We start from the raw sequence: 13293 nt of genomic DNA, 5'->3' as shown, positions 1-13293 counted from the left end.
TCAGTAATCGGGCTCACTCTAACTAGTTTCCTTGCAAAGGGCTGCAAGTATTTAGGTGATCGCCCATAAAAAGATGGCTAAAGCGATTATTGAAGAGATGATACCAAGCACTGCTTTACACTTTGATGAAGCGTTCAACCATGTAAAGAAGCTGCTCACTATCATTCCAAATGAAAAAAGCACGGCGCTAATCACTTTCATCCATGTCGCTTCAAAAATTGGTTCGACCAACAAGAATATCAAACTGAGTGCGACTAAACCATATGTAGCGATAAAACGCTTACTCGTAAAATCAGTCTTCACTTCATTTCGTTCTTCTTTTGACATCTTTTTATACTCCCGCCACATCATGAAGGCTGGAATCCCTAACATTAAAACTAATCGTACGATTGCATCAGTATTCATTCTATCCTCCAGAAATTACAACTCTCATCCATATACGTTTGTTGCTGGAAAAAGTTTCAACATCTTCCTGCATAATGACATCCTACCCCTTCAGATCCAATTGTCTAAGGGGTATTTACATGTTCAAGAGGTAGTTATAACATTTGCAAGGTTTTGTCAGGGTTAATCATGTACAGTTATCACGACATTTCCCTTTTTATGTCCTAGTTCTACGTATCTATGAGCCTCGGGTATCTGTTCCAGCGGGTAGCGTTTATCAATGACCGATTTTATCTTTTCAGTTTCGATTAGCTCCTTGAGAAATAGTAAATCTTCCGTAAGTACCTTTGCTATTCCTTGCCCTTCAACGGACACGTATCGACCGTTCGGGGTTAGTGCTTTTTTGCATGTGGCTTTTGAGCTTTTCCCGACTGCATCAAAGATGATGTCATATCGCTCTTGTCTTTCCGTGAAATCCTCTTCTGTGTAATCAATCACTTTATCTGCTCCCAATGATCTCACCAAATCAAAGTTAGCGGCACTGCATACTCCGGTAACTTCTGTTCCAAAGTATTTGGCAAGCTGTACCGCGGAAGTCCCTACAGAACCGGATGCACCGTATATGAGGACTTTTTGTCCGTCCTGGATATTGGCTTTTCTAAAAAAATGCAGAGCTGTCGTTCCCCCAAAAGAAACGGAGGCGGCTTCCTCATAGGTCACATTGATGGGCTTTATTGCGATTGCCCCGTCTTCAGGTAAGCATGTGTATTCGGCATGAGCCCCAAAATTCATTCCAGTCATGGCGAAAATCCGGTCGCCTTTTTTGAATTTTTTCACATTGCTCCCTGTTTCCTCTATCTCCCCGGCTAGCTCCACTCCGAGTATCGGTTTTCGCGGTTTTCTAAGCCCCAGAAAGATCCGCATCGGCAGCCATAATAAGAAGGGGCTCTTGAAGCTCCGGACTCTTATGTCCCCTGAAGCGACTGTTGCCGCATGAACCTTCACCAGAACTTCGTTGTCCTTGGGAGTTGGTTTTGCTACCTCCTTGAGTTCCAGTACATCAGGCGAACCGTATTTTGTGCATACCATTGCTTTCATCGCAAGTCTCCTTTAGTTTTTGATTCAGTCTTTTAATACTATGATTTAAGCTGAACTATAAAACTATATGTAAACGAAACTGAAGAAACTTCTGAAGAAACGCTAAAAAGCAGTGATATTTCACCTCCGAAATCCACTGCTTTTACATTTTTTTATATTTACTTGGTGTTTGTAATGTCATTTTGCACTAGACCAACACCTTCATTCAGCATCTTCAATAATTCTTTCAAGGCGAAGGAATGGTAGGCGTCCTTTTTGGTGATGATCCCGAGTTTCCAGTGGAGGTTCGAGTTTTTTAACGGGATGATTTTAACATTTTCGTTGGTTTGCTTATGATAAATCGATCTGGGCAGGAGGGTGATGCCCAGTTTGGATGAGACGAGTTCGATGATCAGGTCCCATTGTGAGCTTTGGTATGAGATGTCAGGGGTGAATCCGTCTTTTACGCATGCCTGGATAATGTAATCATGTAAAGTGAAGTCTTCTGAAAAAAGGATGAATTTCTCGTCTTTCAATTCAGTTAAGGTGACGGCTGAATGGCTGGCTAGTCTGTGCTCTTCATGAAGAAATAAAACGAATTCGTCTTCAATGAAGCGGTAAATATTGAAATTAGCTTCGCTGGCAGGCAATACGACGATGCCGAGATCGATTTCGCCTTCTTCGACAAGCTTTTCAATCAGCTTTGCTCCCAGTTCGACCAACTCGAGGGAAACTTTCGGATAACGTTCCTGAAAGCTGCGGGCAATTTCCGGGAAAAACAGCGTGCCGATCAACGGAGGGATGCCGATTTTCACAACGCCTGTTGTAACGTCCCTGAGGTCATCCAAGAGTACGTTCAATTCGGATAATGCCGCAAATGCTTTTTGGCCTTGCTGATATACGATTTGTCCGGCATCCGTCAGGCGCAGGTGTCTCGTTGAGCGGTCGAAGAGTTCCACACTCAGTTCTTCTTCGAGTTTTTTGACGGCTTTACTTAAGGAAGGCTGTGTTAAGTAAGAATTGGCGGCGGCATTCGTAAAACTTTTATGTTGGGCCACTTCCATGAATGATTTTAAATCTCGTAATTCCATATCTTTCTCCTATTTATTCGTCATTAGCATAAAGTGTATTCTTATTATTCATTTTACTTATAAATTAAGGAGATGTAAACTATATGAGGATTAAAAAGCAAGTATATATAACCCTATTTTAATAAAATATTCTTTACTGTAAAAGTGTAAGGAGAAAGGGCTTTAGTAGGAGCTGTATTTATGATGTTTTATGTTAATGAATATATTTCCATCCTATCAATCAGCTTATTCATCTTTCTCGAAATGCGGACAAGGTAGGTTTATGAAGTTATTTTAAGATAACAAAAAGAGGGTATCTTTTAGGGTTGAAGCTGTAAGACAAGGATTTTGAAGTCTGCAGCATAAGGGACTTACACATCAAGGGGGAAGCATGATGGAAAGCAAAACTATTTACATCACCTTGGAAAGAGGTGATTTCGAGTGTTAAGTATAATTGTAGGCTTAGTATTGCTGATGGCTTTGGCCTATTTGGGATGGTCCATCATTTGGGTGGCCCCGCTGGTGGCTGGAGTAGTAGCATTGATGAGCGGATTGGATGTATTTGATACGTATACCGGAACGTATATGACCGGATTGGTCGGGTTCGTTCAGAAGTGGTTCCCGATCTTCCTGCTAGGAGCGATTTTCGGAAAGCTGATGGAAGAAACGGGTGCAGCGAAATCCGTTGCCAAGAAGGTAACGCAGATCATTGGTAAAAAGAGGGCGATTCTAGGGGTACTGATCGCTTCCGCTTTATTGACATATGGCGGAGTCAGTTTATTTGTGGTCGTGTTTGCCGTTTATCCGATCGCGCTTGCGTTATTTAAAGAAGCAAACGTTACGAGAAGGCTGCTTGTTCCCACTTTTGCGCTTGGGGCATTCACTTTCACGATGACGGCCATACCGGGTACACCGCAAATCCAAAACCTGATACCGATGGAGTATTTCCATACGACACCCACTTCAGGCATGATCATCGGTATCGTCACTTCATTGATAATGGCAGTTGGCGGGTATTTCTGGTTATCCTACAGAGAAAGATCTCTTTCTGCTAAAGGAGAAGGATTCATCGAATCGGATGATGCGGTTACCGGTTCTGAGCAAGATGAAAAAGTACCGAATTGGTTATTGTCTTTAGTTCCGCTTCTTATTGTTGTCCTATTGCTTAACGTTGTGAAATTAGAACCTATCTATGCATTATTATTAGGGGTTCTGAGCATTATGGTCATTAATATCAAGGATTACAAAAAGTTCATTTTCTCTGTTAATGAGGGAGCGAAAGGGTCAGTGATGGCCATCCTGAATACTAGTGCCGCTGTTGGATTCGGAGCAGTCATTGCGGTTATACCTGCATTTGATAACATCACTTCTTGGCTGCTTAATATTTCGAGCAATCCGCTCGTTGCTGAATCTCTTGCCGTACAAATCATGGCAATCATCACTGGTTCAGCTTCAGGAGGTATGGGTATTGCGCTTAATGCACTTGGCGATACTTTTTACAACTTGTCACAATCGACGGGAATCAGCCCGGATGTATTCCACAGAATGGCGGCAGTCGCTTCAGGTGCATCCATTTTCCCTAATAATGGTGCTCTATTGACACTATTGGCGGTTACAGGATTGACTCATAAAGAAACATATAAGGATGTTTTCGTGGTTGCGTTCATCATCCCGACTATTGCCATGATCGTCGGCATCATAATGGGTGCCATCGGTATCGTTTAATAAATATCGATATATTAATTAATCTACTCTAGGAGGAATTCATAATGGTTGAAAATAAAGTCGTTATTATTACAGGTTCTGCTCGCGGTATTGGATTTGAAATTGGTAAGCATTTCGCTGAAAGTGGAGCCAAAGTGGTTCTTTCCGACATTAATGAAGAATCGGTGAAAGATGCTGCGGAATCATTGAAAAAACTTGGTTTCGATTCAATTGGAATCAAAGCCGATGTTACAAAAGAAGAAGATATCGTAAATATGGTGAAGGAAGCTAAAGAAACATACGGTTCGGTTGACATCGTGATTAACAATGCCGGGCTGCAGCATGTATCACCAATCGAGGATTTCCCGACTGATAAATACGAATTGATGATAAAAATCATGCTGACAGCGCCGTTCATTCTAACTAAAGCCGTGTTCCCAATCATGAAAGAACAAGGTTTCGGCCGCATCATTAACGTCTCTTCCATTAACGGTGTTATCGGATTCGCAGGTAAAGCGGCTTACAACAGCGCAAAACACGGAGTGATCGGTTTAACGAAAGTTGCTGCTTTGGAAGGTGCAGAACACGGTATTACTGTTAATGCTTTATGCCCTGGATATGTCGATACTCCGCTTGTTCGCGGACAAATGGCAGACTTGGCGAAAACACGTAATGTTCCGATTGAAGATGTATTGGCAGAAGTCCTTCTTCCATTAGTGCCTCAAAAACGTTTATTGGATGTTAGTGAAATTGCTGATTATGCATTGTTCCTGGCAAGCGATAAAGCGAAAAGCGTAACAGGTCAAGCTGTTGTCATTGACGGTGGCTATACAGCTCAATAATCAATAATTATAAAAAAAATAAAGGTGAACCTTTCTGACAAATTTTAATTTGTCAGAGAGGTTCACTTTTGGCGTATTTTTAACTAGTTTGGGGAAATTATTCAAACTTGGAATATATGTTTAAGGGGGACTTTCATGGACTTAATGATTATATTGCTGGCGCTGGGGCTATTGATGTTTGCAGCCTATCGCGGCTATTCTGTCATTTTATTTGCACCTATCTTTGCACTTTTACCTGTTTTCTTCATTGACCCGGGGAATGTTTTGCCGTTCTATTCCGGCGTATTCATGGAAAAGATGGTCATTTTCATAAAAAACTATTTTCCCGTCTTTTTATTAGGGGCCATTTTCGGGAAGATCATCGAAATGTCGGGAATCGCCGAATCGATTGCGAAGACGATTGTCCGCTTGATCGGTGCCAAACAAGCGATGCTGACGATTGTCCTTTTGGGTGCGATTTTAACCTATAGCGGCGTGAGTTTATTTGTTGCGGTTTTCGCCATTTATCCTTTTGCCGTTCAATTGTTCAAGCAAGCCGACATACCTAAAAGGCTTATGCCGGCTACCATCGCACTTGGTGCATTCACGTTCACGATGGATGCTTTGCCGGGAACTCCCCAAATTCAAAATGTCATTCCTACGTCCTTCTTTGGTACAAACATTTATGCGGCTCCAATACTTGGAATCATAGGCGCCATCTTTGTCTTATCGGTTGGATTGGCCTACTTGGAAAGCAGAAAAAGAAGAGCCAAAAAAGCAGGGGAAGGATATTATGGGCTTGCTGCGAAAAATGCCGCTGATCCTGAACAGGAAAAAGGGGAGCCCGCTCCTGATTTACATTCAAACCAATCTGTATTCCGGCAGATTTTAGCATTCGTTCCGCTTGGGTTGGTTGCCATCATGAATAATTATCTATCTAAAGCCATACCAAACTGGTATCCTGATGGATTTGATTTTTCCGCAATGGGATTAGAAGATTATTCTGTTGATGTAGCAGCGAATGCTGCAATCTGGTCGGTGGAGATTGCACTGATCGTCGGGATCATCACAGCCCTTGCCTATGATTGGAAACGAGTGACGAAAAACATGAAAGAAGGACTGAACAACAGTATTGGCGGCTCATTGCTTGCCGTCATGAACACTGGTTCGGAATATGGTTTCGGCGGAGTCATCGCTGCCCTTCCAGGATTTGCGAAGATCAGTGACGGGATATCCGGTGTGTTCTCGAATCCGCTTGTCAACGGTGCTGTCACCACTAGTGCACTGGCAGGCATAACAGGGTCGGCCTCCGGGGGGATGGGAATTGCATTAAGCGCAATGGCTGATAAATACAATCAAGCAATCGCCGCGGCCAATATCTCACCTGAAGTGATGCACCGTGTAGTCGCGATGGCATCAGGCGGCATGGATACACTTCCGCATAACGGAGCCGTCATCACCCTGCTTGCCGTCACAGGATTAACGCATAGACAATCGTATGGAAGCATATTCATGATCACCATCATTAAATCATTGGCTGTCTTTGTCATCATTGCCCTCTATACTTGGTTTGGCATTATATAAAATGGTGAATTCACGAGTAAAACTCCAAAACTCACGAGTAAAAGCCTAGAATTCACGATATCGACGAAAATACAGGTTTATCTCCGAATATAGAGATATATCGACGTTACTTGCAGGTTTATCTCCGAAAATGTAGATATATCGACGAAAACTGCAGGTTTATCTCCGAAAATGGAGATATATCAACGAAAATTGCAGGTATATCTCCGAAAATGGAGATATACGAGTAAATCCCCAAAACTTTAGAGTAAAACCCTAAATAAGGTTATTGAGGTATCCAAACTTGATGTTTGGATATCTTTTTTTATACATATTGCAATTTATAAAATATAAAATGTAATATATATGTTGCAAAAAGTTAAATAAATCATATAATAAGGGTAAGCGATGGAATTATTGGAGGTCGATCAGAGATGAATCTATTCAAACGAAAGAAAAAGATCACGGATGAGCGGGTTGAGAATGTTAGAAATAAAATTTATAAAGAAATGTATTACGTCATTTTGGCCATTTGCCTGGTGAGTGGACTTTTCAAACTATATAAATATGGTGCAGGCAGCGGGGAGTTATATCTGGAGTTCGCGATCCTTGTTGCAGGAGGGCTGTATTACTTAGCTCGTTCCATTTTCTTAGGTGTATTCTGGGATGAGGTGGAGATGCATGACCGCACAAGCAAAACACCGATGAGCAGGAAGACGATTCTTGGGACGGTTGCTTTAGCACTCATCATCGCTATATTCATGGGGGTGAATAGTGCTGTATCCTATGCCGATAGCAGTTCCCAGGGCGTATGGTATTTTGTATTGGTATCGTTTGTATCCGTTATGATCTATTTGCCGATTTTACTTCTGTTTTTTGGTGGTATATACTTGCTGGCGAAGAAAATCGGAATGAAGAATAGCTAAGATAATAAGAAATAGTAGGTGCTTTCCCTTGAAAAATATAAAACTGAAGCTTGCGAGAGTAGAAAAGGACTTGTCACAAGAAGAACTGGCCAAGATTGTCGGCGTATCCAGGCAAACGATAGGATTGATTGAATCCGGAAAGTATAATCCCTCATTAAGTTTATGTGTCGGAATTTGTAAAGCATTATCCCGCACATTGGATGATTTATTTTGGGAGGAAGACTGATTAGGGTATCCATTGACTTGGATATCTTTTTTTTAGGAATTTATCATCAAAAAATGGGGGAAGGTATAGCATGTAAGCAAAAATCTAACATTCGAGAGGGATGGTTTGATGGATCGTACGATTGGCTACTTACGTGAGATATTGTCTAACTATACGGACCAATATCCTGAAGCCCAGGAAATTTATAATAAAATCAAAAGCGGACATTTTCATTCTGAAGAAGAACTCGTCAATAAACTATCCGGTAAAGAAGCCAGTCTCCTTAACCATATTCTTCCTCAGGAAATTAAACATGCGAAGGAAGCTAGTGATACGGAACGGGTCACGCAATTATCAGAGGTATATGAACTGATTATTATATGATAAAACCTTGTCCATGATGATCATGGACAAGGTTTTATTGGTTTTATTCCATTTCACTTAGTGAATCCATATGACTGGCTATCATGGCGATGATCGTACTTGCTTCTTCCTTGCTGAAAATGAAATTCGTTTCATCCTTTATCAGGTCATCATCAGCTGTCCGAATCCGATTGATCCGTTTCAGTACACCATCACCTGTTTCCTGGACGATACCGAATTGATAGGTGACCTCGACTTCATTATCCTGGATATAGGCAGTCACTTCAGGCGTTTCCCAATCTACATCGATTTCGTATATTTCGGAATCGTTGCCGTCTGGATCATACAAATCATCATTATCATCATCCATATCATATTCGTAATCATCATCTTCCTCTTCCAAATAGTTATGGAAGCTCTCATGGACAGCATCGACGATATCTTCAATGTCCGAAAGAATGACCTTGCTGATCTGTCCTAAATCAGGCTCGAACGATTCCATATAAAATTCTTCATTGTACGGATCAAAAAACAGCGTGGCAAAATAATCCCGCTCATTGTCATCCAGCTCTGTATAAAACTCGATGCGTGGATGCTTAGACCCGCGCTCCACGATCAAACTGCCATTGCGGTCGTATTTTTCACAAATTGATTTAAGATGATCCTGCAATTCCCCGCTTACTCTGTCAAACCATTCTAATGACATCAACATCCACTTCCTTTCGTGATTATTATTTCCCAGAAAAGGCGAATTTGACGTGCCATTTAAAGCCAACTGCTATTTATCTTCGCATCAAAAAGGTCAGTTATAAAAAAATAATTTCAAGGGAAAATAAAATGAAAAGCAAAAACGATAATAAAAATAGAGGTTAGATTTCCCTATACCTTTCAATAATAAAGTCAATAAAATATCTGCTTGCTATTGGCAATACCCTTTTATCTTTGTATGCCAATGTAATTGTTCGGATAATAGAAGGGGAGATGGCTTTCGTTACAATATTATAGGGACATTTATTTAAGAGCAGTTTCGGTAAAATCGAAATGCCAAGCTTTTGTTCAATCATGGACATAATCGCATAAGGATCATAGACCCGGTATTGTGTATCAGGTTCAAAATTGTACTGTTTAAAAATTATTAATGGTTCATGTATAACTCCCTCATCCAACAGGATATAAGGATCTTTTAGCAATTCCTCCAAGGAGACTTCTGTGGATGATGCTAAAGGGTGATCTACTGGCATTACAGCCACCATTTCATCTTCTTGCAAGGGAATCGTAGTTAAATCCGTAACATTTGAATTCACAAAGCCAAAGTCTACGCTGCCTTCTTTAATCCAGTTTGAGATTTCCGAATAATTTCCTTGATGTAATTCAAAATGAACAGTCGGGTAAAGTTCCTTGAAATCCTTGATCAATCCCGGTATCCAATGACATGTAACACTGGAAAAGGTGCCAATTCGAATAAGACCGCTTTGCAGTCCCTCCATCTCTTTATGCTTTTCAGTCAGTTCCCTATGTGAATTACAAATCTTCCGGATATATGGCAAAAATTCCTCGCCATCTGGTGTCAGGGTAATACCCTTTCGAGAACGTAAAATAAGAGTGGTGGAAAGCTCTTCCTCTAATGAATGCACCATTTGGCTAATGGCGGACTGCGTATAGCCAAGTTCTTCAGCAGCTTTTGTAAAACTGCCTGTTTCTATGGTTTTGATAAATGCATAATAAGAATTCAATCTGACTAACCCCTTTGCATTAGTAATTCTAATAGACCTATTATAAAAATTGGTTTTACTAATGTAAATGGAAGAAATAAAATATAGTTGGGAACAGAACAACAGAAAATAAAAAAATCAAGGAACCTAAAATAGATCAGGAGTTGAAGTAGAAAAATAATGAAAATTAACGTTAAATACAGAAATATTATTTATGCATTTTTAATGGCATTTAGTATGTCCTTTTTTATTTCATTTATATTAGTCTCAATAAATAGGGGTTATGATCATATATTCCTAGCTACTTGGTTAAAAACTTGGTCACAGGCTTTTATCTGTGCTTTCTTTGGAGCTTACTTTTTCCCGAGAGTAATACAACAAATAATGAGAAGAATTGATTTTGTAGAAAAACCGATAATAATTGAGAAAGATTTTTTAGTGAGAGAAGAAGACAAATGATAATTGCCAGTAGATAATCAAAGGATTTCCTTAAAAAAAGTAAAGAATATGGACTTTTAAAAAATACTGATATAGAGCTGCCCAAATGATGGGGAGCTTTTTATGCGTTTTCCGTAAAAGTTTCAAGACCATGCTACTTTCATCCTGTAAAAGTTTATATAGAGTGTGAAAGGGGGTGAGTGGTATGGCAAATCAAATTCCAGTATCAAGTACGTTGCGAATCGATTTTGAGACGGGGTTAAATGAAAAAGGCGCCCTCGTTTTCAAGCGGAGGACATTTTCAAACATCAAGGTTGAGGCGACGGCGGACCAGTTGTTTTCGACAGCAGTTGCAATCGCAAGTGTACAGAATTATCCAATGGGTGAAGTGACCCGGGTGGATACGTATTCTTTGATTGGCTAATCGGTTTTTCGAAAGATGTCGGAAGAGGGGGAGGTGATTTGAAATGGCTAAAGTATTGGAATTGATTTTCGTTACAGCTGAAGGAAAGTCAGCGACGATTTCCGTTGATAATCCGAAGGATCCGGTCGGAGTAAACACGGTTAAACAGGCAATGGAAAAAATCATTGCGGGGAATGTGTTCGTTACATCCTCCGGGAATTTCGTCGATTTGAAGGCGGCGCGCCTTGTCGAGCGGAATGTGGAGGAAGTGGAACTTATTTAACGAACGGGAGGTTACACACTTGAAGTGAGGTGAATAAAAAGTGGATCAAATTCTGCCATTTGTCAGTGATATTGGGTTCCCAATCATTGTTACCCTCTATTTGCTTCATAGAATTGAAACGAAATTGGATACTTTGAATGAAACCCTTGTAGAGCTGCCAAATCGCTTGCGAGAAGGGATTCCGAAGTAGGGTAGGAAGCATCATGAGTGATATCATTCATGATGCTTTTCCTTTTGAAATTTTAATAGATTCTAGTTTTATATCAAAACTATCGGGTATACATAAAACTGTAGCTAGTTCTTAAAAAATCCAAATAATAAGGAGGAGTTTTAATGACTAACAACAATGAAAAAATGAGCAGGGAAGAAGCTGGCCGCAAAGGCGGGGAAGCGACAGCAAAAAATCATGATAAGGAATTTTTCCAAGAGATTGGTCAAAAAGGCGGAGAGGCCACTTCCGAAAATCATGATAAGGAATTCTATCAAGAGATTGGCCAAAAAGGCGGAGAAGCCACATCCGAAAATCATGATAAGGAATTCTATCAGGAGATTGGCCAAAAGGGCGGAGAAGCCACATCCGAAAATCATGATAAGGACTTCTATCAAGAGATTGGCCAAAAGGGCGGAGAAGCCACATCCGAAAATCATGATAAGGAATTCTATCAGGAGATTGGTAAAAAAGGCGGAGAAGCGACATCCGACAGTCATGGCAAGGAATTCTATCAGGAAATCGGCGAAAAAGGCGGAGAGGCACGAGCCAATCAACGTGATGATTCCGATGATGGAAAAATGAGCCGTGAAGAAGCAGGACGCAAAGGCGGGGAAAAAAGCCGCCGTTAAAATATAATCCAGTGAAACTTATAAATGACCGAGGGAGTAACCATTCCCTCGGTTTTGTTATGCCAGCAAGTTGTCCTTCACAGCACATTGCAAAGTGTGCTTAGGGATTAAAGTGGGTAAAGAATAACACCTAGAAAAGGAAGAGGTGATGAAGAAGATGATTGCTCATTATTCATTTCCCCGTTTAAAAGTAGGCGGAGTTACATTCACTGCACGGCATTCATTGCTTGCTCTTGGTCTTGCGGGATTCGCTTATCTGGTCTCCAATAAGAGGAAGCATCAAGCGGTATTCAAAACGGCTTCATTGATGTGCAAGATCGAACGGAAAGAAGATTCCATAAAACTTATTTGGCCGGATGAAGGCGGTTTCTATCGGGTATTCAGGGGGCGAGAGCTTATTTACAGCGGCTCGGAGCCAAAGATTGCAGATCGGGGTCTGACTCCAGGAACCATCTATACGTACACGATAGATAGTTTGAATGAAAAAGAACAGTCAGTAAACAGGATGAAAATACAGACATCAACGACCGCCGAAAATAAAAAAGAAGATAATATCCTTTTGGATTTGGTATTCACCACGATTGTCGCAAAAGGCCAAGCCAGCCTGGAATGGGAGCCCATCAAAGGAATAAAAGAGTATACGATTTACCGAAATGGCGTGGATATTGGGAAAGTGGGTGGATGTTCCTTCAGTGATCGAAGTATTAGTGAAGATCAGGAATACACATATACCATTAAAGCAAAGCGGCCCCTTCCGCGTTCGGAGCAGGAGTCCTATGCCGTGAAATCCCTTTTAGCGAGTATTGTCGGAGCCGTAAAAAAAGGTTCATCCCAAGCAAAGGCAGCGATCGAGGAAATAACGAATACGAAAAAGATAGGGCCTGTAAAAAAACTTTTACAGCCAGTTGAAAACGATGTGGACGGTAAAAAGAAAAGAAATTGGCAGCTTCGCTATACCACCTTTTTACCGGATGAGTGGCTGAAAAACCCCAATCTTGCATCGAAGGTTCCCATTTTTAAAGGTGACAATCGCGGGTTTGATCCTGAATCATCCCGTTTCCGGACTAGAGTCGATGTGTATATAAACGAAAAGGAAAGAAAGGCCGAGATTGAATTTGCCAAAGCGGTCGGGAAAAGTGAAGCCTACAATCATGATGGCGATTTCCTTGAGGAAGGAGTGGCCTCGGATGAAGACATTGTAGTGAAGCGCGTATTATCCAATCATGAAAAAACGACAATTCAGCTGACACACTCTGTAGGCAACCCAATCATCATTTCTCCAGCCGTGGATTATAAAGTGATTGGGACCTTTTACCGAAATGGCGAAATCAATATAGCAGGCTATCATGATCAGGCACCGCATCACGAAGTCTACCTCAAGGAGGCAGATGACCCAGACTGGGCCCCCCTGCACCTGGCGGAAAACAAAGGGCTCGAAATGATGGCGCATCCTACGGCCAATCATTTATGGAGATACTCCTCATTTACACAATGAAAAGGACGA

Annotated in this window: 17 protein-coding genes; 12 read left to right on the top strand and 5 right to left on the bottom strand. The window is 41.1% G+C overall.

Translation table 11 applies throughout. The features are described 5' to 3' along the window. Window positions 1–51: 51 nt before the first annotated feature. The 3 genes from ACYP5M_RS12040 to ACYP5M_RS12030 form a co-directional block, all read right to left on the bottom strand. Entirely contained in the window at window positions 52–405 is a 354-nt protein-coding gene (locus ACYP5M_RS12040) for a hypothetical protein (RefSeq protein ID WP_459735093.1), read from the bottom strand. A gap of 162 nt (window positions 406–567) precedes the next feature. Then, window positions 568–1482, bottom strand: coding sequence for an NAD(P)-dependent alcohol dehydrogenase (locus ACYP5M_RS12035; protein ID WP_459735092.1), 915 nt, complete (start codon window positions 1480–1482; stop codon window positions 568–570). Window positions 1483–1640: 158 nt separating this feature from the next. Then, entirely contained in the window at window positions 1641–2552 is a 912-nt protein-coding gene (locus ACYP5M_RS12030; RefSeq protein ID WP_459735091.1) for a LysR family transcriptional regulator, read from the bottom strand. A 420-nt stretch (window positions 2553–2972) separates the two neighbouring features. On the opposite strand from ACYP5M_RS12030, the gene ACYP5M_RS12025 reads away from it, so the two are divergent. From ACYP5M_RS12025 to ACYP5M_RS12000, 6 genes are all read left to right on the top strand, one after another. Beyond that, entirely contained in the window at window positions 2973–4256 is a 1284-nt protein-coding gene (locus ACYP5M_RS12025) for a GntP family permease (RefSeq protein ID WP_459735090.1), read from the top strand. 44 nt (window positions 4257–4300) lie between these two features. Next, complete coding sequence (locus tag ACYP5M_RS12020; protein ID WP_459735089.1) at window positions 4301–5077, top strand: 3-hydroxybutyrate dehydrogenase; 777 nt, start codon at window positions 4301–4303, stop codon at window positions 5075–5077. Window positions 5078–5212: 135 nt separating this feature from the next. Continuing rightward, entirely contained in the window at window positions 5213–6640 is a 1428-nt protein-coding gene (locus ACYP5M_RS12015; protein WP_101223219.1) for a GntP family permease, read from the top strand. 413 nt (window positions 6641–7053) lie between these two features. Continuing rightward, window positions 7054–7545 carry a DUF6773 family protein gene (locus ACYP5M_RS12010; RefSeq protein WP_459735088.1) on the top strand — a complete coding sequence of 164 codons (492 nt, stop codon included), beginning with the start codon at window positions 7054–7056 and terminating at the stop codon, window positions 7543–7545. A gap of 28 nt (window positions 7546–7573) precedes the next feature. Further along, complete coding sequence (locus ACYP5M_RS12005; protein WP_034309784.1) at window positions 7574–7771, top strand: helix-turn-helix transcriptional regulator; 198 nt, start codon at window positions 7574–7576, stop codon at window positions 7769–7771. 108 nt (window positions 7772–7879) lie between these two features. Further along, on the top strand, window positions 7880–8134 hold the full coding sequence (locus tag ACYP5M_RS12000) for a sigma-G-dependent sporulation-specific acid-soluble spore protein CsgA (protein WP_101223217.1): 255 nt from the start codon (window positions 7880–7882) through the stop codon (window positions 8132–8134). Between the two features lie 43 nt (window positions 8135–8177). On the opposite strand, the gene ACYP5M_RS11995 is transcribed toward ACYP5M_RS12000, so the two are convergent. Beyond that, window positions 8178–8819, bottom strand: coding sequence for a hypothetical protein (locus ACYP5M_RS11995; protein WP_101223216.1), 642 nt, complete (start codon window positions 8817–8819; stop codon window positions 8178–8180). A 163-nt stretch (window positions 8820–8982) separates the two neighbouring features. Next, a complete protein-coding gene (locus tag ACYP5M_RS11990) occupies window positions 8983–9846 on the bottom strand; it encodes a LysR family transcriptional regulator (RefSeq protein ID WP_230178190.1) in 864 nt (287 codons plus the stop codon). A gap of 159 nt (window positions 9847–10005) precedes the next feature. Between ACYP5M_RS11990 and ACYP5M_RS11985 the strand changes: the two genes are divergently transcribed. From ACYP5M_RS11985 to ACYP5M_RS11960, 6 genes are all read left to right on the top strand, one after another. Beyond that, a complete protein-coding gene (locus tag ACYP5M_RS11985) occupies window positions 10006–10284 on the top strand; it encodes a DUF2798 domain-containing protein (protein WP_434167725.1) in 279 nt (92 codons plus the stop codon). Window positions 10285–10468: 184 nt separating this feature from the next. Further along, complete coding sequence (locus tag ACYP5M_RS11980) at window positions 10469–10687, top strand: DUF1659 domain-containing protein (protein WP_402899170.1); 219 nt, start codon at window positions 10469–10471, stop codon at window positions 10685–10687. Between the two features lie 43 nt (window positions 10688–10730). After that, window positions 10731–10949 carry a DUF2922 domain-containing protein gene (locus tag ACYP5M_RS11975; RefSeq protein ID WP_230178192.1) on the top strand — a complete coding sequence of 73 codons (219 nt, stop codon included), beginning with the start codon at window positions 10731–10733 and terminating at the stop codon, window positions 10947–10949. 40 nt (window positions 10950–10989) lie between these two features. After that, the gene (locus ACYP5M_RS11970) at window positions 10990–11139 is read left to right on the top strand and encodes a YvrJ family protein (protein WP_101223211.1); all 150 of its coding nucleotides are present in this window, start codon (window positions 10990–10992) and stop codon (window positions 11137–11139) included. 143 nt (window positions 11140–11282) lie between these two features. Continuing rightward, window positions 11283–11789, top strand: a complete 507-nt coding sequence (locus ACYP5M_RS11965) for a KGG domain-containing protein (protein ID WP_459735087.1) — start codon at window positions 11283–11285, stop codon at window positions 11787–11789. A gap of 148 nt (window positions 11790–11937) precedes the next feature. Then, a complete protein-coding gene (locus ACYP5M_RS11960; RefSeq protein WP_459735086.1) occupies window positions 11938–13284 on the top strand; it encodes a DUF3238 domain-containing protein in 1347 nt (448 codons plus the stop codon). Window positions 13285–13293: the final 9 nt, after the last annotated feature.

Source organism: Peribacillus sp. N1 (assembly GCF_054600815.1).
This window is presented reverse-complemented; position numbering and strand designations above follow the sequence as displayed.